This is a genomic window from Streptomyces sp. NPDC046860, from assembly GCF_040645115.1.
Taxonomy (GTDB): domain Bacteria; phylum Actinomycetota; class Actinomycetes; order Streptomycetales; family Streptomycetaceae; genus Streptomyces.
In genome coordinates, this window is sequence record NZ_JBEYXQ010000004.1 from 323,440 (window position 1) to 343,410 (window position 19,971).

A 19,971-nucleotide genomic window follows, 5' to 3' on the forward strand; every position below is an offset into this window, starting at 1 on the left:
CACGGCGTCGCGCGGGCCCGGACGGCGCCCTGGCGTGTTTCTCCGGCAACGTGCCACCGAGGAGCCGCAGATGGCAGGCACCACCGGTACCGACCGCGTCGTCGTCGTGGGCTGCGGCCCCACCGGACTGCTGCTCGCCGGTGACCTCGCCGAGGCCGGAATCCCGGTCACCGTGCTGGAGAAACGGCCGCGCGGCATCAGCAACCTCACCCGCGCCTTCGCCCTGCACGCGCGCACGCTGGAGCAGTTCGACATGCGGGGCCTCGCCGACGAGCTGGAGGCCCTCGGCCACCCGCTGACCCGGCTCGGCCTCTTCGACGGCCTCACCCTCGACCTCTCCGGCCTGCCCACCCGTTTCCCGCACGTCCTGGTGATCCCGCAGTACGAGGTCGAACGCGTGCTGGAGCGCCGCGCGCGGGACGCCGGCGCCGAGTTCCGGTACGACACAGAGGTGACCGGACTGACCCAGGACGCGACCGGCGTCACCGTACGGGCGCGGGGTACCGAGCCGCTGCGGGCCGCGTACGTGGTCGGTGCGGACGGGATGCGCAGCGCCGTACGGGAGGCGGTGGGGCTGCCCTTCCCCGGGCGGTCGGTCATCCGGTCCGTGGTCCTCGCGGACGTACGGCTCGCCGAGGACCCGCCCGCTCTGCTCACCGCCGGCACGGTGGGGGACGCCTTCGCCCTGCTCGTGCCCTTCGGCGACGGCTACCACCGGGTGGTCGGCTGGCACCGCGCGCACGACGTCCCCGACGACGCGCCGCTGGACCTGGCCGAGATCAAGGACATCGTCCGCCTCGCCCTCGGCCGGGACCACGGCATGCACGACCCGCGCTGGCTGTCCCGCTTCCACAGCGACGAACGCCAGGCGCCGACGTACCGCGCGGGCCGGGTCTTCCTGGCCGGCGACGCGGCCCACGTCCACTCCCCGGCGGGCGGCCAGGGCATGAACACCGGCCTCCAGGACGCGGCCAACCTGAGCTGGAAACTGGCGGCGGTCCTGAGCGGCCGCGCGGCCCCGTCCCTCCTGGACACGTACGACACCGAACGCCACCCCGTGGGCCGTACGGTCCTGCGCAGCAGCGGCACCCTGATCCGCCTGGCGATGGCCGACCGGCCGTGGACCAGGGCGCTGAGGTCCGCCGCGACGGCCCTGGTGACCCACGTCCCCGCCCTCCGCCGCAAGGCGATGCGCCAGGTGACGGGCCTGGGCTATCACTACGGCCACGGCCTGACGGGCAGACGGGCCCCGGACATCCCCCTGCCGGGCGGCACCCGCCTCTACGAGGCCCTGCGCCCGGGCGGCTTCGTCCTCCTGACCCAGACCCCCTACGAGAACCCGGGCCGCCCCCACCTCACGGCATCCGAATGGCCCGGCCCGACCACCCTCCTGATCCGCCCCGACGGCCACATCGCCTGGTCGGCGAAGTCCCCGTCCCCGACATCACTGGAACAGGCCCTGCTCGTCCATGCGGGGCCGCCTCGACCAGGTCATCCGATCCGGATCTCGTAGCGAAGCTGCTGGCGATGGGCGGGCATCACGATCAAGTCGGCCTGGATGGGCTGGTCGGCGTCGTCGAAGGTGACCCTGCTCAATCGCAGGACGGGCTCGCCGATCTCCAGCCGCAGGGCCTCGGGCTCCTCCGGGCCGGGCGCCCGGGCCGTCACGTCCTCGCGCGCACGGACGCCGCGATGGCCGAGTTCGGCGAGCAGCGTCACCGCCCCGCCGGGGATCTTGCCCCGCTCGGCGAGACGGGTGCCCCGCGCGATGGCGGCCGGGTAATAGGTGTCGGTCAACTCGACTGGCACACCGTCCAGTTCGATGATCCGGCGGCGGACCACGACCGCCTCTCCGGCGGCCACTCCCAGCAGAGCGGCGACCTCGTCCGATGCGGGAACCTCGCCGGCGTGGACGATCCGCTGGCTGCCCTTCCCGCCGTGCGCAGCCGCCTCCGCGCCCCACGCGTCGGTCTGCCCCCGCTCTCGCGGCGTCAGATACGGCATCGAGGCACTGACCCACTTGCTCTCACTCACGGCGTCCTCCTCATTCGGGCTCTCCGGACCACACGTCAGGCGACCCGTCCGGCTCTGCCGGAGGAGTGGCCGGCCTGACGGCGAAGGGGCGCCCGGCACTGTGCCGGGCGCCCCTTCTCGACTGCTGGCCGGCTACGCCGAAGCCGCGTCCGCCCGCTGGGCCTTCAGGGCGCGTTCGACGCCCGCGCGGGACTCCGAGATCAGGCGGCGCAGGGCCGGGGTCGGGTCGACGGTCGTCAGCCAGGCGTCCGTCTTGCGGAGCGTGTCCTCGGAGACCTGGACCGACGGGTAGAGGCCGACCGCGATCTGCTGGGCCATCTCGTGGGAGCGGGAGTCCCAGGCCGTCTTCACGGACTCGAAGTAGCGGTCCGTGTAAGGGGCGAGGAGTTCGCGCTGGTCGGTCTGGACGAAGCCGCGGATGACGGCTTCCTGGACCGCGTTGGGGAGCTTGTCGGACTCCACGACCGACGCCCACGCCTCCGCCTTGGCCTCGGCGGTCGGGCGGGCCGCGCGGGCGGTGGCCGCGTGACGCTCGCCGGCCGCCGTGCGGTCGCGCTCGTACTCGGCGGCGATCTCCGCCTCGTCGAAGCGGCCCACCGCGGCGAGGCGCTCCACGAACGCCCAGCGCAGCTCGGTGTCGACGGCCAGGCCCTCGACGGTCTGCGAGCCGTCGAGCAGGGCCTCCAGCAGGTCCAGCTGCTCCGGGGTACGGGCCGTCGCCGCGAACGCGCGGGCCCAGGCGAGCTGGTGGTCGCTGCCGGGCTCGGCCGTGCGCAGGTGGGCCAGGGTCGCCTCGGTCCAGCGGGTCAGCAGGGCCTCACGGGCGGCCGGGTCGGCGTACAGGTCGATCGCCAGCTTGGCCTGGCGGTGCAGGGACTGCACGACACCGATGTCGGACTCCTTGCCGATGCCGGACAGCACCAGCGAGAGGTAGTCACGGGTGGGCAGTTCGCCGTCACGGGTCATGTCCCAGGCGGACGCCCAGCTCAGCGCGCGCGGCAGCGACTCCGCGAAGTCGCCGAGGTGCTCGGTGACGACCGCCAGGGACTCCTCGTCCATGCGGACCTTCGCGTACGACAGGTCGTCGTCGTTGAGCAGGATCACGGCCGGACGGCGGACGCCGGTCAGCTCGGGCACGGCCGTCAGCTCGCCGTCCACGTCCAGCTCGACGCGCTTCACCCGCGCCAGCTTGCCCGCCTCGTCCAGGTCGTACAGACCGACGGCGATGCGGTGCGGGCGCAGCGTCGGCTCGCCCTTGGCGCCGGCCGGGAGGGCCGGGGCCTCCTGGCGGACCGCGAAGGAGGTGATGACACCGTCGGCGTCCGTCTCCAGCTCGGGACGGAGGATGTTGATCCCGGCCGTCTCCAGCCACGCCTTCGACCAGGTCTTCAGGTCGCGTCCGGAGGTCTCCTCCAGCGCGCCCAGCAGGTCGGAGAGCCGCGTGTTGCCGAACGCGTGCCGCTTGAAGTACGCCTGCACGCCCCGGAAGAACTCGTCCTCACCGACGTACGCCACGAGCTGCTTGAGCACCGAGGCGCCCTTGGCGTACGTGATGCCGTCGAAGTTGACCAGCACGTCGTCCAGGTCGCGGATGTCCGCCATGATCGGGTGGGTGGACGGCAGCTGGTCCTGGCGGTACGCCCACGTCTTCATCGAGTTGGCGAACGTGGTCCACGAGTGCGGCCAGCGCGAGCCCGGTGCCGACGCCTGGCAGGCGATCGAGGTGAAGGTGGCGAACGACTCGTTCAGCCACAGGTCGTTCCACCACTCCATGGTGACCAGGTCGCCGAACCACATGTGGGCCAGCTCGTGCAGGATGGTCTCCGCGCGCACCTCGTACGCCGCGTCGGTCACCTTGGACCGGAAGACGTACTGGTCGCGGATGGTCACCGCGCCCGCGTTCTCCATCGCGCCCGCGTTGAACTCCGGCACGAAGAGCTGGTCGTACTTCTCGAAGGGGTACGCGTAGTCGAACTTCTCCTGGAACCAGTCGAAGCCCTGCCGCGTGACCTCGAAGATCGCCTCGGAGTCGAGGAACTCCGCGAGCGAGGGCCGGCAGTAGATGCCGAGCGGCACGCTCTGCCCGTCCTTCTCGTACACGCTGTGCACCGCGTGGTACGGACCGGCGATCAGCGCGGTGATGTACGACGAGATGCGCGGGGTCGGCGCGAACGCCCAGACGTTGTCCTTGGGCTCCGGCGTCGGGGAGTTGGAGATCACCGTCCAGCCCTCGGGCGCCGTCACGGTGAACCGGAACGTCGCCTTGAGGTCCGGCTGCTCGAAGGAGGCGAACACGCGCCGCGCGTCCGGCACCTCGAACTGCGTGTACAGATAAGCCTGTTCGTCGACCGGGTCCACGAACCGGTGCAGACCCTCACCGGTGTTGGTGTAGGCGCAGTCGGCGACCACCCGCAGGATGTTGGGGCCGTCGAGCAGGCCCGGCAGCGCGATCCGGGAGTCCTTGAAGACCTCGGCCGGGTCCAGCGCGTCCCCGTTGAGGGTCACTTCAAGCACGGCCGGTGCGACCAGGTCGATGAAGGAGTCGGCGCCGGACTCGGCCACGTCGAAGCGCACCGTGGTCACGGACCGGAAGGTGCCCCCCTCCTGCGCGCCGGAGAGGTCGAGATCGATCTCGTACGAGTCAACGGTGAGCAGCTTCGCCCGCTGCTGCGCCTCTTCCCGAGTCAGGTTTGTGCCAGGCACGCGGTCATCTCCTCGTTATGTGTGGGTTGCGCCATCCTTCCACGGGAGATCCGGGAACGCGATGTCCTTATCCCGCCGGTCACCAGGCCGTCGCGGGGCCAGTCTCGACGGCATGACGACACACACCACCACCGCCCGCACGGCGCGCGCCATCGACGGGCCCGTCCTCGCGGAACTGCGCGCGCGGGACGACGCGGGCCGCCCGATGAGCGCGGTCACCGACCCGGAGGGCGGCGCCCCCCTGCGCTGCTGTCTGCGCTGCGCCGAACCCGGCGAGCGCGTCGCCCTGGTCTCCTACGCGCCCCTGCGCCGCTGGGCGGCCGCCACGGGCGCCGAGCCCGGCGCCTACGACGAACAGGGGCCGGTCTTCATCCACGCCGAACCCTGCGGCGGACCGGCCTCCGACGGCCCCGCCTTCACGGAGGCGCACCGCGTCCTGCGCCGCTACTCCCGCGACGGCCGCATCCTCGGCGGCCGCCTGGTCACCCCGGCCGAGGACTTCGCCGCCGCCCTCACCGAGGCGTTCACCGACCCCGCGGTGGCGCTGGTGCACGTGAGGGCGGTGGAGTACGGCTGCTTCCTGTACGAGGTCCCGAGGGCATGAAAAAGGGGGCGCGTGCCACCGGGTGGCACGCGCCCCTTCCCTCCGTGCGTCAGCCCTGCAGCTCGGCCGCCACCAGCTCCGCGATCTGCACCGCGTTCAGCGCGGCGCCCTTGCGGAGGTTGTCGTTGGAGATGAACAGGGCCAGGCCGTTGTCCACCGTCTCGTCGGAGCGGATGCGGCCCACGTACGACGGGTCCTGGCCGGCCGCCTGGAGCGGGGTCGGGATCTCGGACAGCGCGACACCCGGTGCCTGCGCCAGCAGCTCGGTCGCGCGCTCGACGCTGATCGGGCGGGCGAAGCGGGCGTTGACCTGGAGGGAGTGCCCGGAGAAGACCGGGACGCGCACACAGGTGCCGGAGACCTTCAGCTCCGGGATCTCCAGGATCTTGCGGGACTCGTTGCGGAGCTTCTGCTCCTCGTCGGTCTCGTGCAGGCCGTCGTCCACGATGGACCCGGCCAGCGGGAGCACGTTGAAGGCGATCGGGCGCTGGTAGACGCCCGGCTCGGGGAAGTCCACCGCGCCGCCGTCGTGGGTCAGCTTGTCCGCGTCGGCGACGACCTTCTGCGCCTGCCCGTGCAGCTCGGCCACGCCCGCGAGACCCGAGCCGGAGACCGCCTGGTAGGTGGCGACGACCAGCGCTTCGAGGCCGGCCTCCTCGTGCAGCGGCCTCAGCACCGGCATCGCGGCCATCGTGGTGCAGTTCGGGTTGGCGATGATGCCCTTGGGGCGGTCCGCGATGGCGTGCGGGTTCACCTCGGACACCACGAGCGGCACCTCGGGGTCCCGGCGCCAGGCCGAGGAGTTGTCGATGACGACGGGGCCCTGGGCGGCGACCTTCTCCGCCAGCGCCTTGGACGTGGCGCCGCCCGCCGAGAAGAGCACGATGTCGAGGCCGGAGTAGTCGGCCGTCGAGGCGTCCTCCACCGTCACCCCGTCCAGCACGGTCCCGGCCGAGCGGGCGGAGGCGAAGAGGCGCAGCTCGGTGACCGGGAAGTCCCGCTCCTTGAGGATCTTGCGCATGACCGTGCCGACCTGACCGGTGGCTCCGACGATTCCGACCCTCACGACGACTCCCTCTGTCTGTTCAGATACCGGCTCATTCGCTTGACCGGCACTTTTCCATCATGCGGCCGACACAGGGCCGCGTGTCCAATCCTTTGCACCGGTGTGCCCGGTGCCAGGGACACGCGTACCCGGCGGACGGCCCGCGGACCTGCGGTGCCGCGCCGGGAACGGCCGCAGAAGTTCTCTCCCCCGGCCCGGCCGGCCGCAAGCCGTGCTGTCCGGTCCCTGCCCGGTCGGCCCGGCGCCATACGGCGGTGTGACGTACACCGCACACGCCGAAGGGGCGGGCGCCCGCCAGGACGCCCGCCCCCTTGAGCCTGAGGATCAGCAGGTCAGGGCGTGACCTTGCCGATCTGGACACTCGCGGCGCCCGCGACGGTGCCGCGCGCGTTCACCAGCTGGACCCGGCCGAAGAACTCGCGGCCGGCCGGGGCCTCGGCGGCGGCCGTGACCTTGCCGGACACGGTGGCGGAGGCGCCCGTGGCGAGCTTCACCGGAGCCGAACCGTCGACCGAGACGGTGCCGAGCGCGTCGGAGAAGAAGACGTCCCGGTAGTCGTAGTCGGTGGAGCCGGCCGGGACCGAGTAGCCGACGACCTCGACGGTGTACGTCCCGGCGGCCGGGGTGGGGATGGAGACGGCCTCCTCCGAGTCGCCGTCGGCGGAGGTGCCGACCTCCTTGCCGGAGGCGTCGTAGACCACGAGGTCGAGGTCGGCGGCCGGGTCGGAGACCTTGCCGATGACCACGTCCAGGGACTTGGCGCCGGCCGGGACGTCGACCGTGGTGGTCACGGTCTCGCCCTCCTCGATCGCCGGACGGGCGGCCTTGGCGGAGCCCAGCGGGCCGCCGGTCAGCCTGCCGTCGAGCGCGGCGTACTTGTTGGTGACCTTCCAGGACGCGGTGGCCGGGACGCCCACCTTGGCCTCGGGCACGGTCACGGTCTCCGGGTCGAAGACCGCGCCGAGCACGGAGACGTCCAGCTTGTAGGGGTTGTCCAGCAGGGGGGAGGTGCGGCGGGACTCGACCTCGACCTCCCAGACACCGGCCTGCGGGTCGGCGTAGGAGCGCACGTCGGGCTTGCAGCCGTTGCCGTCGAGGTAGTTGTTGTAGCAGTACGGGGTACTGGTGTTGTCGACCGGCGTCCCGTAGGGGTGGATCGCGATGAACCGGGTCTGGCTGCCGGACTTCAGGGCGCCGATGGCGACCTCCAGCGACTTCGCGCCCTCGGGCACGGTCAGGAAGTACGAGCGGGTGCTGTTGCGCTGCACCGAGCCGGAGAAGGAGCGGGTGTAGTCCACCGGGCTCGCCACCACGACCGTGCTGAGGATCTGCTTGTCGACGCCCACGGTCAGCGGGTCGTCGACCCGGAGGATCGCGCTCTTGAGCCCGGCCGACTTCGGCGCGGCCTCCACCTTGACGGTGACCGGCTGGTTCAGCGGCAGCCTGACCAGGGGGCTGCCGACGACGCGGAAGGTGCGCTCCGGGTCGGTGCCGAAGCTCAGCAGGTGCCAGACCGCGCGGTCGGCGCCGGTGGTGCGGGTGACCGTGACCTCGTACGTCTTGCGCTGGCCGGACTTCAGGCCGCCCTCGCGGTCGTAGAGGCCGGTGCCGTAGCCGGGGGTCTTCAGGGCGTAGTCGATCGCGGTGTCGACCGGGGCCTTGACCGTGTACTCGTGCGCCGAGGCGCCGAGGCGGATCGCGTTCCAGGCGTCCACGACGTCGATCAGGCCGGAGCCCTCCTCGTACGCCTGCGCGCCCTTGATGTGGTGCGCGGTCGAGGTGAGCGCGGTGCGCAGCACGGCCGGGGTGAGGTCCGTGCCCTTCTGCTTGGCGGCGCTCAGCAGCAGGGCGCTCGCGCCCGCCGCCTGCGGGGAGGCCATCGAGGTGCCCTGGAGCATCGAGTAGCCGGCCGGCAGGGTGTAGCCCGCCTCGGCTACGGGCGAGCCCGGCAGCCAGGTCTGCGTGGTGTTGATCGCGGCGCCGGGCGCCGTGACGGTCGGCGTGAAGCCGCCGTCCTCACGCGGGCCGCGCGAGGAGAACGGCATCAGGGCGTAGGGGGTCGTGACGGCCGAGCCGTAGTTCGACGCCCAGGTCTCCTTGGAGATGGCGGCGCCGACCGAGATGACCTTGTCGGCGAGGCCGGGGTCGCCGATGGTGTTGGCGCCGGGGCCGGAGTTGCCCGCCGAGATGACGAGCTGGACGCCGTAGGTGTCGATGAGCCGGGTGTACAGCTCGGCGCGGGCGTTGTTGCCGTCGTTCAGCGCCGGGAGGCCGCCGATGGACATGTTGACGATGTCCACGCCCCGGTTGGTCACCAGGTCGATCATGCCCTCGGTGAGGGCGACGTTGGTGCAGCCGCCGGACCAGGTGCAGGCCCGCGAGGAGACGATCTTCGCGCCGGGCGCGGCACCGCTCATCCTGCCGCCGAACAGCCCGTTGGCGGCGGTGATGCCCGCGACATGGGTGCCGTGCTCGGACTCGATGACCCCGATGTTGACGTAATCGGCCTTGGCACCCGAGGAGTTGTAGACGACGTCCTTGCGGACCTCGACCACGAACGGGATGCGCTCGACGACGTCCGTCTTCGGGTCGTCGGTGCCGAAGTAGCCGACCTGGTAGCCGTCCTTGTACGCCTTCATCGGCGCGTTGTCGCCGAAGTCCAGGTCGTCGTCGGTGTCGACGCGGACCGTGCCGGCGGCCGGGTCGTACAGCACGCCCCAGGCGTCGGTGGTGTCACCGTCGCGGTTGAGGTCGCCCTGCATGTCGCCGCCGGTGGTGGCGGACTCGTACAGGTAGTTGAACTTGTAGGCGCCGGCCGGGGCCTTGAAGGTCTCGGCGTTCGCGCCGGACCCGACGGAGAAGGAGGGGCCGGAGACCGCGGCGGTCATCCGCCGCCAGGTGCCGTCGCCGTCGCTCACCGGGTCGGTCGCGGTGACCCAGTCCACGATCTTGCGCTCACCCGTGGTGGTCTTCTGCAGCGCCGGGTGGCCGAGGTCCACACCGGAGTCCAGGATGCCGATGGTGACCCCGCGCCCGTCCGCCTTCGGGTTGTTCTTCACGAAGTCGACGGCACCGGTCTCGAAGGACGGGTTGTACGGGTTCTTCGCCGGGGTCTTGCTGTCGGGCGCCGGGTAAGCGGCCGCCGTACGGGCGTTCCTGGCGTCCTTCGCGGTGTCCGCGCCCGGCGCCGGGTCGTCCAGCGGGATCTCCTGGCGCAGGTCGATCGCGTGCACCGAGGACAGCTTGGCCGCGGCGGCGATGACCGAGTCCGCCTTGGCGGTGGGCACCGTCGCGCGGACGTAGCCGACCTTGTCGAAGGTGCGGCCCACGGTGCCGGCCGAGTCCAGCTGCGAGGCGACCTGCTCGGTGGAGCCCGGCGCGGTGGCGATCATCATCGTGACGCTCTTGGCGCCGTCCGCCTTGGCCTCCGCGAGCCGGTCGGCGTCGTCGGCGCCGAGCTTGCGGGGCGCGGACTTGGCGCCGGGGTCTGCGGCGGGCGGCGCGTCGGCGGCCAGCGCCATCGGCACGGGGCCGGCCGCGCAGAGGGCGGCCACCACGCCGACGGCCAGGGTCAGGCGCGCCAGGCGTCTCGGGCCGGGTATCGGGTCACGGTCGGGGGAGTGGGTCATCGCATCCCTTTGTCGGTGAGGGTTGTCCGCGAGGTCCAGTGCCGGACCAGCGCAGCTTTTCCCAAGCGACCTGTTTTTGGGGTTCGTTGACCGAATCGAGATCCATGTATGGGGAAAACCCGCGATGCGATGTGTGCGGTTGGGGACCGAATCCGCCCGAATTCAATCGGTTCCCCGGTGCTCCGCGCTAACGTCCCCGCATGCGACGTAAGTTGAGGGTGGCGGCCTACGCCGTGTGCGTCCGGGACGGACAGCTCCTGCTCGCCCGTTCGCCCGCGCCGGGAGGCGGCCACGAATGGGTACTGCCGGGCGGCGGGGCGGAGTTCGGGGAGGACCCGTACGACACCGTCCGCCGCGAGGTGACCGAGGAGACCGGCTACCGGGTGGAGGTGACCGACCTGCTCGGCGTGCACACCGGCCGGGTGGTGCTGCCCGGCCGCTTCCCCGCCCGGCCCGTCGACCACCACGGCGTACGCATCCTGTACGCGGCACGCGTCACCGGCGGGGAGCTCCGCAACGAGGTGAACGGCTCCACCGACCTCGCCGCCTGGCACGACCTGACGGCCGTGACCGGGCTGACCCGGGTGTCCCTGGTGGACAACGCCCTGCGCCTGTGGCGCGAACGCCCGCCCACCGGACGGCTCGGCGCCGCGCCGGGCGGGGCGGAGGAGGCCCTTCCCCGGCTGATGAACGAGGAGTGACCGCCGCCGGGCCGCCGTCCGGCCGTTCGGCGGCGGTCCGCCCTCCCCGCTGACCCACGCTGATCGACGTGCGGTGTTCGGCGTCGTGCGTTGCTTCGGCGTTCACGCGCGTTTCATCCCCGCTGCCGACGATCCAGAGCGAGCGGGGTGCCGGTCCGAGCGGTGGCCCGCGACCGCCGTCGGGACCGCACTCAGGGGAGACCGCGCATGTCGCGCTCACGCTCTGCCGACGCCCCCGCCCAGGGGCTCCACCGCCGATCCGTCCTCGCCGCCGCCGGAGCCGTCACGCTCGCCGCGGGCGTCGGCTTCAGCCTGCGCCCCGCCGAGAGCAGCGCCGCCACGCAGGCCGCCGCGCCGCCCGTTCCGGCACCGGCCGCCCGCACGACCGCCCCGGCCCCGCTCGCCCCGTACACCCGCGGCACCACCCTCGCCACCGTGGCCACGCCGCGCGGGTCCGCCGCCTACCGCACCCTCGGCGAGGGCCCCGGCTGGTCGCGCGTCGTCCGCGGTGAACTGGCCGAGCCCCGTTCCGGGCGCTCCGCGCGGCGTGCCACCCTCGCCGCGTTCGTCCAGGTCACCGACCTGCACCTGACCGATGTGCAGCACCCGCGGCGGATGGAGTTCCTGCGCGCCGCCACGCCACGCGGCTGGCGCCCGCAGGAGGCGCTCACCGTGCCCGGCGCCGTCTCGCTGGTCGAGCGGATCAACTCCCTGCGCGGCGGACCGGTCACCGGCAGCCCGCTCCAGTTCGTCATGACCACCGGGGACAACACCGACAACAACTCCCGGCTGGAACTCGACTGGTTCCTGAAGGTGATGAGCGGCGGCCGCATCACCCCGGACTCCGGCGACCCCGGACACTACGAGGGCGTCCAGAACAGCGGCCTGTCGCTCTACTGGCAGCCCGGCTCCGCCGTCCGCGACCAGGACAAGGCGCTCGGCTTCCCCCGCCTGCCCGACTTCCTCACCGCCGCCGTCCGCGAGGTCACGAGCCCCGGCCTGGACATCCCCTGGTACTCCACCGTCGGCAACCACGACGCCCTGCTCGGCGGCGGTTTCGCCGCCCGGCACGACCCCTACCTCACGGAGGTGTCCGTCGGCGGACGCAAGCTGATGGACGCCACCCCGGCCGACGCCCAGGCACTGAAACGGGCCTACGAGACGGGACGCGACCTGACGGGCACCGTGTACCGCGACTTCCTCAAGGCCCACGCCCGCGCGGCGCGCCAGGTCACCCCGGACGAGCGGCGCGCCCCCTTCACCCCGGCCGAATACGTGCGCGCCCACTTCGACCCCGCCCACCGGGGCCACGGTCCGCTGGGCCACGGCTACACGCTGGCCAACCTCGCGGCGGGCACCCGGTACTACGCCTTCCGGATCTCCGACGACGTGACCGGCGTCAGCCTCGACACCGTCGACGCGGGCGGCCACTACCAGGGCTCCGTCGGCACCGCCCAGCTCGGATGGCTGGAGCGGACGTTGAAGGAACACGCCGACTCCCACGTCATCGTGTTCAGCCACCACACCGGCGCCTCTATGACCAACACCCGCCCCGACCCGGCCCGGCCCCGGGAGCGCCGCCACGACGGGGCCGAGCTGATCTCGGTCCTCGGAGCCCACCGCAATGTGCTGGCCTGGGTGAACGGCCATGTCCACCAGAACATCGTCACCCCGCACCGCTCGCCCTCCGGCGGCGGCTTCTGGGAGGTCTCCACCGCCTCCCACCTCGACCACCCCCAGCTCGCCCGGGTCGTCGAGCTGGTGGACAACGCCGACGGCACCCTGTCGCTGTTCACCACCCTGGTGGAGTCCGCGGCCCCCTACCGCGCCGAACGCGACGACCTCTCCCCGCGCGGTCTGGCCTCGCTCTACCGCGAACTGGCCCACAACGCCCCCGACGCCCTCACGACACTCGCCGGGCTGCCGGCCGACCGCAACACCGAACTGCTGCTGAGAAAGCGCTGATCAGCGGGGCAGCACGACCACGTACGCGGCCGGGTCGCGGTCGCCCGCGGCCATCAGCGCCGTGCGCACCACCGCGGCCTGCTGCTCCGGCGACTCCCGGAGCTTCTTCGGCGTGATGTGCACGACCGTGATGCCGAGCCGCTCCAGGTGCTCCCGCTTGCGGGCGTACTCCGACCACGTCGCGTCCTCGTCCCGGCGCGGGGCGCGGGTGTCCAGCTCGACGGCGACCGCCTGCTCCGGCCAGTAGGCGTCCAGGCCGCCCAGGTGGGGGCCGCCGGGCAGCCGCAGGTCCACGTTCCACACCGGGTCGGGCAGCCCCTGCTCGGTCACCAGCCGGTACAGCAGGTCCTCCGCGACCGCGCGCCCCTCCGCCACCAGCGACTCCACCGCGTCCGCCACATGGCTCCGGGCCATCAGCTTCGCCTCGGACAACTCACGTACCACGGCCGCCGGTTCGCACTTGCCGTCGCGCACCGCCTCGGTCAGCAGCAGCCGTACCGTGTCCGCGTCCGTCAGGTGGGCCACCGCGTCCGCCAGCGCCCGCGCCGCCGGCGCCACCGGCAGTCCCGCCACCGCGTGCGCCGCCGGCAGGTCCGGGGTGCGTACGACCCGCACGTACCCCGTCGAGCGCAGCCGGCGCAGCCTCGGGACCAGGACGTCGATCCGCTCCAGGGACATCAGCGGCGGCGCGGACGGCAGGCCGTGCAGGGCCAGCGCGGCCAGGCCGGTGAGCATCGCCTCCGCGTAGGCACCCCGGTGCGGGTCGCCCGCGCCCGGCTGGGCCGGCACGCCCGGCACGGACTCGCGGGAGGCGTACAGCAGCGCGCCGTGCAGACGCTCCTCGCTCGTGGGCGCCCCGGAGTGCAGCAGGACCACGTTGGGCAGCAGCAGCCGCCAGGGGCCGTCGGCCCGGCACCGCTCGTTCAGTTCGGCCGTCGTCACTCCGTGGGTGCGGAGCTGGGCGGCGGTCAGCACACGGCGGTGGACCTCGGTGAGGTGGTGGAGCGGGCGGGGGGAGAGCGGGGTGTTGTGCGTCATGGCTCTGGAATGCCCTACTCCCGGCCCACCCGTAACCGCTGTTACACGTCCGTCGATGAATGCGGACAACACGGGACTAAAGGACGGGTGTTCGGATGCCGATGGGGCGACGGAAACCCCTGGTCCGTTCGGGGCGGACCAGGGGTTACGGGCTGCCGTGCCCGGATTCCGTAACGGTCACCGGGCGACGAAGCTCAGGCCAAGGATCAGTGGCCGGAGTCGCACTCCTGTGCGCGCAGCGCCCGCGCCAGATCGTCCCGCGCCTCCAGCACCAGCCGCCGCAGCGCCGGGGCCGCGTCCGCGTGCCCGGCGAGCCAGGCGTCCGTCGCCGCCAGCGTGCCGGGCCGGTCCTGGTGGGCCGGGAACAGCCCGCTGACGATGTGCATGGCGATCTGGATCGACCGCTCCCGCCACACCCGCTCGATCACCGCGAAGTACTTCTCCGCGTACGGCGCCGTCAGTTCCCGCTGCTCCGCCCGTCCGAAGCCCGCGATCGTCGCCTCCACCAGGGCGTTGGACAGCGCGTCCGACTCCACCACCTGGGCCCACGCCTGCGCCTTGACGGCCGCCGAGGGCCGCGCGGCCAGACAGCGCACCTGATGGCGCTTGCCGGACGCGGTGTCGTCACGGGCCAGTTCGGCCGCGAGCACCTTCTCGTCCGCCACCCCGTGCGCGGCCAGCGGCTCCAGGAACGCCCAGCGCAGCTCCTGGTCCACGGTCAGGCCCTCGACGGTCTCGGTGCCGTCCAGCAGGTCCTTCAGCAGGGCCAGGTCGGCCGGCCCGGATGCCACGGCGGCGAAGAAGCGGGCCCACGCCAGCTGCTGCTCGCTGCCCGGCCCGGCCGCCCGCAGCCCCTCCAGCGCGCCCCGCGCCAGCAGCTCGCCGCCCGTGGTCCGCCACTCGGGGGCCGCGTACCGCTCCAGGGCGGTGTCGGCCCAGGCGTGCAGCATCTGGAGCACGCCGATGTCGGACTCCCGGCCCGCGAACCGCAGCACCAGCGCCACGAAGTCCCGCGCGGGCAGCAGTCCGTCCCGCGTCAGGTTCCACAGCGCCGACCAGCACAGGGCGCGGGCCAGCGGGTCGGTCAGCTCGCCGAGGTGCTCGCGGAGGGTGGCGAGCGAGGTCTCGTCGAAGCGGATCTTGCAGTAGGTGAGGTCGTCGTCGTTGACCAGCACCAGGTCCGGGACCTCGGCGCCGGCCAGCTCCGGCACCACCGTGCGCGGACCCTCGACGTCCGCCTCCGTACTCCGGTAGCGCTCCAGCGTGCCCTGTCCGGTGCGCCGGTACAGGCCCACCTTCACCCGGTGCGGGCGCAGTTCGGGGTGCGACTCGGGGGCCTCCTGGAGCACGGCCAGCTCGTCGACGCGCCCCTCGGGGCTCACCAGCACCTGCGGAGTGAGGGAGTTGACGCCCGCCGTCTGGAGCCACGAGCGGGCCCACGCCGACATGTCCCGCCCGCTGGTCTCCGCCAGCACCGACAGCAGGTCCTCCAGCCGGGTGTTGCCGTAGGCGTGCCGCTCGAAGTAGCGCCGGGCGCCCTCCAGGAAGGCGTCCTGGCCGACGTAGGCGACCAGTTGCTTCAGGACGGAGGCGCCCTTGGCGTAGGTGATGCCGTCGAAGTTGAGCTTGGCGTCCTGCAGGTCGCGGATGTCGGCGGTGACGGGGTGCGTGGAGGGGAGCTGGTCGGCGCGGTAGGCCCATGCCTTGCGGCGGTTGGCGAAGGTGGTCCAGGCGTCCTTGAAGCGGGTCGCGCCGACGTTGCCGAAGGTGCCCATGAAGTCCGCGAAGGACTCCTTCAGCCACAGGTCGTCCCACCAGACCATGGTGACGAGGTCGCCGAACCACATGTGCGCCATCTCGTGCAGGATCACGTTGGCCCGCGCCTCGTAGGACGCCTGCGTGACCTTGCCCCTAAAGACGAACTCCTCCCGGAAGGTGACCAGTCCGGGGTTCTCCATCGCGCCGAGGTTGTACTCGGGCACGAACGCCTGGTCGTACTTGCCGAAGGGGTACGGGTAGGCGAAGTGCTCGTGGAAGAAGTCCAGGCCCTGCTTGGTGATGAGGAAGATGTCGTCGGCGTCGAAGTAGGGCGCCAGGCCCTTGCGGCACATCGCGCCGAGCGGGATCTCCAGCTTGCTCCCGTCCTCCAGCACGCGCTCGTAGACGTCGGTGACGTAGTGGTACGGGCCCGCGACCACGCAGGTGATGTACGTGGAGATCGGCTTGGTCTCCGCGAACCGCCAGACGCCGTCCACGAGTTCGCCCGCGCCGTTGCTCCACACCGTCCAGCCCTCGGGGGCGCGGACCTCGAAGCGGTAGGGCGCCTTCAGGTCGGGCTGCTCGAAGTTGGCGAACACCCGCCGGGAGTCGGCCGGTTCGTACTGGGTGTAGAGGTAGACCTCGCCGTCCTCCGGGTCGACGAAGCGGTGCAGGCCCTCACCGGTGCGGGAGTAGGCGCACCGGGCGTCCACGATCAGCTCGTTGTCGGCCGCCAGGTCCTCCAGGGCGATCCGGGAGCCGTCGAACACCTGGCCGGGGTCGAGGTCGCGGCCGTTGAGCGACACCGCGGTCACGTCCGGCGCGATGAGGTCGGCGAAGGAGGAGGCGCCCGGTTCGGCGCAGCGGAAGCGGATCGTGGTCACCGAGCGGAAGGTGCGCGGTTCGCCGTCGGTCCCGCCCACCGCGGAGCGCAGGTCCAGCGCGACGTCGTACCCCTCGACCGACAGCAGGGCGGCCCGCTCGCGGGCCTCGTCACGGGACAGATTCTCACCGGGCACGGGCGGCACTCCCTTGTGTTCGCGGACAGCGGGCCCCGGAATCCGGGCACCGAACGGCACGATCCTGCCATGCGGTCCTGACGTGCGGCAGCGGGGAATTGCGGGGGCGGGGGCGATGTTGCCGCTGGAAAAGACCGTTGCGCAAGGAGAGACATGTCCGAGACCGCGACCACGTCGGGCAAGACCCCTGTGGACTTCTGGTTCGACCCGCTGTGCCCCTGGGCCTGGATGACCTCCCGCTGGGTGCTGGAGGTGGAGAAGGTCCGCGACATCGAGGTGCGCTGGCACATCATGAGCCTCGCCGTCCTCAACGAGGACCGGATCGACGAGCTGCCCGAGGAGTACCGCGAGATGCTCGCCACCAAGGCGTGGCAGCCGGTCCGGGTGGTCACCGCCGCCTGGCAGAAGCACGGCGCCGACGTCCTCGGCCCGCTGTACACCGCCCTCGGCACCCGTATCCACAACGACGGCGAGGGGCCGACCCGCGAGGCCGTCGTGGGCGCGCTCGCCGAGGTGGGCCTGCCGGCCGGCCTGATCGACTACTTCGACCAGAACGACTTCGAGTTCGACGCCGAGCTGCGCGCCTCCCACAAGGAGGGCATCGAGAAGGTCGGCCAGGACGTGGGCACCCCGGTCATCGCGGTCCCCGGTCCCGACGGCGAGCAGATCGCCTTCTTCGGCCCGGTCGTCACTCCCGCCCCCAAGGGCGAGCAGGCGGCCCGCCTGTGGGACGGCACCCTCGCGGTCGCCTCCGTGCCGGGCTTCTACGAGCTCAAGCGGAGCCGCACGGTCGGCCCGGACTTCAGCAACCTCTGACCGGCGATCCGGCCGGCACCCCGCCCGGCGCGTGAAGAAGCCCCCTGTGAGTCACGTCCTCACAGGGGGCTTCCTTCATCCGCCCGCCCGGTGAAGGCTGAGAAGACGATCACGAGGCGGGAGCCTTATTGCAAGTAACTTGCAACTACACGCTAGCAACAAAAGCGGGGCGCCGGGTGCGGGGGTGCGCGAAGGCCCCCGTGTGTCGTCCACGCGGGGGCCTTCGAAGGGGGAGAGGGGGAGTGCTCAGTAGCGGGCGCGCGCCCGCTGCCAGACGTACCCGCCGGCCGCCAGGGCCAGCGTCAGGCCGCCGGTGGAGTAGACCTGGACGCGCGTGTCGGGCTGCTTCGCCATCAGGACCAGGATGACCGCCATGCCCAGCAGCGCCACCCAGGTCAGCCACGGGAACGCCCACATCCGCACGGCGGGCGCCGCGTCACCGGAGCGCTCGGCCCGGCGCCGCAGCAGGAGCTGGGAGACGCCGACGAAGATCCAGACGACCAGGATGACCGCGCCGATCATGTTCAGCAGCCACATGAACACGTCGTCCGGGCGCCAGTAGCTCAGCAGCACACAGCCGAAGCCGAAGACCGACGAGACCAGGACGGCGATCCGGGGCACCCCGCCGGACACCTTCGCCAGCACCTTCGGACCGAGACCCCGATGGACCAGCGAGTGCAGCATGCGCGAGGAGCCGTAGATGTTGGCGTTCATCGCGGAGAGCAGCGCTGCCAGCACCACCACGTCCATCACCCGGCCGGCGCCGGGGATGCCGAGGGTGTCCAGGGCGGCGACGTACGGGCCGCGCTCCACGACCTCCGCGGAGTCCCACGGCACGAGCGTGACGACGACGGCCATCGAGCCGACGTAGAACAGCGCGATCCGCCACATCGTGGTGCGCACCGCCCGCGCCACGCCCCTGACCGGGTCCTCCGACTCGGCCGCCGCGATGGTGACGGTCTCCAGACCGCCGTACGCGAACACCGACGCGAGCAGGCCGAGGACCAGGCCCTGGCTGCCGTTGGGCAGGAAGTCGGTGAGGTGGGAGGCGCCGGGGGAGTCGGTGCCCGGCAGCACGCCGGCGATGGCCAGCACGCCGAGCAGCAGGAAAGCGCAGATGGCGGCGACCTTCAGGGCGGCGAACCAGAACTCGAACTCGCCGAAGTTCTTCACCGCGCTGAGGTTCGCGCCGCAGAAGATCAGCATGAACAGCGCGACCCAGGCCCACTGCGGGGTGCCCGGCAGCCAGCCGCTGACGATCTTCCCCGCGCCGATGCCCTCCAGGCCGACGACCGTGCACTGCATGACCCAGAACGACCAGCCGACCGTGAACCCGGCCCACGGCCCGATCGCCCGCTCGGCGTGCGCCGAGAAGGAGCCGGACGACGGGTACGCCGACGACAGCTCGCCCAGCATCCGCATCACCAGCAGCACGAGCAGACCGGAGAGGGTGTAGGCGACGACGATGGAGGGACCGGCGGCGGCGATGCCCGCGCCGGACCCGACGAAGAGGCCTGCCCCGATCACACCGCCGAGGGCGATCATGGACAGGTGGCGCTGTTTGAGGCCGGAGGAGAGCGGGACGCCCTGCTTCTGCTCCTGGGGCGCTTGCGTGGTGGTGCTGGGCATCGGCGCGGCTCGTCCAGTGCGTTAGGTGGGTAAAAAACTCCATCAGTCTGGGTGAAGCCGACCCGGCACCGCCGGAGGTGTCCGCTATGCGGACGTTCCGCATACGGAATGCGTACGTCCGCTTACCCGTCACAGTCGCTCCGTGACCGTTGTCACGCCGCTGCCGGTGTAAGACGCATCCTTTGTGCGAAGCCCACCAAGCCCCTGTTCACGCCTTTGTCGAGCACAGACGGTGATCGGGGGGTGCGGGCCGGTATAGCGTCGCGGTGTTGCCCCCTGTCCACACACCCGCGGAGTCCCCATGAGCACCGCCAGCGTCACCGCCCGGCCCGGCGCCGTCCTCGCCGACCTCCTTCCCGCCTCGCGCGTGCGCGACGCCGCCCTCGTGCTCGGCGGCGCGGCGCTCACGGGTCTCGCGGCTCAGATCGCGGTGCCGGTGCCCGGCTCCCCGGTGCCGGTGACGGGGCAGACCTTCGCCGCGCTCCTGGTCGGCACGGCGCTCGGCGCCCGCCGCGGTGTCGCCGCCCTCGCGCTGTACGCCCTCGCGGGCCTGGCCGGGGTGCCGTGGTTCGCCCAGGGCGGCTCCGGCATGTCGGTCTCCTTCGGCTACGTCCTCGGCATGCTGCTGGCCGCCGCCGCCGTCGGCGCCCTGGCCCGCCGGGGCGCGGACCGCTCCCCGCTGCGGATGGCGGGCACGATGCTGCTCGGCGAGGCGATCATCTACGCCGTCGGCGTCCCCTACCTCGCCTTCGCGGCCCACATGTCCGCGACGCAGGCCATCGCGGCGGGCCTGACCCCGTTCCTCATCGGTGACGCCCTCAAGGCCGCGCTGGCGATGGGCGTGCTCCCGACGGCGTGGAAGCTGACGAACAAGAGCTGAGCTTTCGCCGACGAAGGCCCGCCCCCACCCACGCGGAGGGGGCGGGCCTTCGCCGTTCCCGGCCACGGGCCACGGGCCACGGGCCACGGGCCACCGGCCACCGGCTGCCGGGCCGCAGGACGCCGAGGA

The 19,971-nt window shown here is 72.2% G+C and carries 13 protein-coding genes; 6 read left to right on the forward strand and 7 right to left on the reverse strand.

Annotation, left to right across the window (positions count from 1 at the left end):
- The first annotated feature begins 70 nt into the window (after window positions 1–70).
- Window positions 71–1,513, forward strand: coding sequence for an FAD-dependent monooxygenase (locus ABZ898_RS09000; protein WP_361654574.1), 1,443 nt, complete (start codon window positions 71–73; stop codon window positions 1,511–1,513).
- Here the strand turns inward: ABZ898_RS09000 and ABZ898_RS09005 are convergent.
- Together ABZ898_RS09005 and pepN (ABZ898_RS09010) are read right to left on the reverse strand one after the other, a co-directional pair.
- Window positions 1,492–2,034, reverse strand: a complete 543-nt coding sequence (locus ABZ898_RS09005) for a UTRA domain-containing protein (RefSeq protein WP_361654577.1) — start codon at window positions 2,032–2,034, stop codon at window positions 1,492–1,494. The genes ABZ898_RS09000 and ABZ898_RS09005 overlap by 22 nt on opposite strands.
- 132 nt (window positions 2,035–2,166) lie before the next feature.
- On the reverse strand, window positions 2,167–4,737 hold the full coding sequence (pepN, locus tag ABZ898_RS09010) for an aminopeptidase N (RefSeq protein ID WP_361654579.1): 2,571 nt from the start codon (window positions 4,735–4,737) through the stop codon (window positions 2,167–2,169).
- A 112-nt stretch (window positions 4,738–4,849) separates the two neighbouring features.
- Here pepN (ABZ898_RS09010) and ABZ898_RS09015 point away from each other — a divergent pair, with 112 nt between their 5' ends.
- Window positions 4,850–5,341, forward strand: coding sequence for a DUF1203 domain-containing protein (locus ABZ898_RS09015; protein ID WP_361654581.1), 492 nt, complete (start codon window positions 4,850–4,852; stop codon window positions 5,339–5,341).
- Between the two features lie 49 nt (window positions 5,342–5,390).
- On the opposite strand, the gene ABZ898_RS09020 is transcribed toward ABZ898_RS09015, so the two are convergent.
- Both ABZ898_RS09020 and ABZ898_RS09025 read right to left on the reverse strand, forming a co-directional pair.
- The gene (locus tag ABZ898_RS09020) at window positions 5,391–6,407 is read right to left on the reverse strand and encodes an aspartate-semialdehyde dehydrogenase (protein ID WP_361654584.1); all 1,017 of its coding nucleotides are present in this window, start codon (window positions 6,405–6,407) and stop codon (window positions 5,391–5,393) included.
- Window positions 6,408–6,739: 332 nt separating this feature from the next.
- Entirely contained in the window at window positions 6,740–10,036 is a 3,297-nt protein-coding gene (locus ABZ898_RS09025) for a S8 family serine peptidase (protein WP_361654586.1), read from the reverse strand.
- A gap of 200 nt (window positions 10,037–10,236) precedes the next feature.
- Here ABZ898_RS09025 and ABZ898_RS09030 point away from each other — a divergent pair, with 200 nt between their 5' ends.
- The gene (locus ABZ898_RS09030) at window positions 10,237–10,737 is read left to right on the forward strand and encodes an NUDIX hydrolase (RefSeq protein WP_361654589.1); all 501 of its coding nucleotides are present in this window, start codon (window positions 10,237–10,239) and stop codon (window positions 10,735–10,737) included.
- A gap of 207 nt (window positions 10,738–10,944) precedes the next feature.
- Window positions 10,945–12,702, forward strand: a complete 1,758-nt coding sequence (locus tag ABZ898_RS09035) for a TIGR03767 family metallophosphoesterase (RefSeq protein ID WP_361654591.1) — start codon at window positions 10,945–10,947, stop codon at window positions 12,700–12,702.
- Here the strand turns inward: ABZ898_RS09035 and ABZ898_RS09040 are convergent, their stop codons facing one another.
- Complete coding sequence (locus tag ABZ898_RS09040) at window positions 12,703–13,740, reverse strand: hypothetical protein (RefSeq protein WP_361654594.1); 1,038 nt, start codon at window positions 13,738–13,740, stop codon at window positions 12,703–12,705.
- A gap of 206 nt (window positions 13,741–13,946) precedes the next feature.
- Window positions 13,947–16,517 (reverse strand): aminopeptidase N, encoded by a 2,571-nt coding sequence (gene pepN, locus ABZ898_RS09045; RefSeq protein WP_361654597.1) that lies wholly within the window; start codon window positions 16,515–16,517, stop codon window positions 13,947–13,949.
- Between the two features lie 153 nt (window positions 16,518–16,670).
- On the opposite strand from pepN (ABZ898_RS09045), the gene ABZ898_RS09050 reads away from it, so the two are divergent.
- The gene (locus tag ABZ898_RS09050) at window positions 16,671–17,333 is read left to right on the forward strand and encodes a DsbA family protein (protein WP_361654599.1); all 663 of its coding nucleotides are present in this window, start codon (window positions 16,671–16,673) and stop codon (window positions 17,331–17,333) included.
- 246 nt (window positions 17,334–17,579) lie between these two features.
- Here ABZ898_RS09050 and ABZ898_RS09055 read toward each other — a convergent pair whose 3' ends face one another.
- Window positions 17,580–18,962 carry an amino acid permease gene (locus tag ABZ898_RS09055; protein ID WP_361654602.1) on the reverse strand — a complete coding sequence of 461 codons (1,383 nt, stop codon included), beginning with the start codon at window positions 18,960–18,962 and terminating at the stop codon, window positions 17,580–17,582.
- A 301-nt stretch (window positions 18,963–19,263) separates the two neighbouring features.
- Between ABZ898_RS09055 and ABZ898_RS09060 the strand changes: the two genes are divergently transcribed.
- A complete protein-coding gene (locus ABZ898_RS09060; protein WP_361654605.1) occupies window positions 19,264–19,842 on the forward strand; it encodes a biotin transporter BioY in 579 nt (192 codons plus the stop codon).
- Window positions 19,843–19,971: the final 129 nt, after the last annotated feature.

Bases quoted from the DNA above. Each gene is read 5' to 3' on its own strand.
- ABZ898_RS09060 (WP_361654605.1), top strand. From the start codon at position 19,264: ATGAGCACCGCCAGCGTCACCGCCCGGCCCGGCGCCGTCCTCGCCGAC.
- ABZ898_RS09025 (WP_361654586.1), bottom strand. From the start codon at position 10,036: ATGACCCACTCCCCCGACCGTGACCCGATACCCGGCCCGAGACGCCTG.
- ABZ898_RS09035 (WP_361654591.1), top strand. From the start codon at position 10,945: ATGTCGCGCTCACGCTCTGCCGACGCCCCCGCCCAGGGGCTCCACCGC.
- ABZ898_RS09040 (WP_361654594.1), bottom strand. From the start codon at position 13,740: ATGACGCACAACACCCCGCTCTCCCCCCGCCCGCTCCACCACCTCACC.
- ABZ898_RS09015 (WP_361654581.1), top strand. From the start codon at position 4,850: ATGACGACACACACCACCACCGCCCGCACGGCGCGCGCCATCGACGGG.
- ABZ898_RS09050 (WP_361654599.1), top strand. From the start codon at position 16,671: ATGTCCGAGACCGCGACCACGTCGGGCAAGACCCCTGTGGACTTCTGG.
- ABZ898_RS09030 (WP_361654589.1), top strand. From the start codon at position 10,237: ATGCGACGTAAGTTGAGGGTGGCGGCCTACGCCGTGTGCGTCCGGGAC.
- ABZ898_RS09055 (WP_361654602.1), bottom strand. From the start codon at position 18,962: ATGCCCAGCACCACCACGCAAGCGCCCCAGGAGCAGAAGCAGGGCGTC.
- ABZ898_RS09000 (WP_361654574.1), top strand. From the start codon at position 71: ATGGCAGGCACCACCGGTACCGACCGCGTCGTCGTCGTGGGCTGCGGC.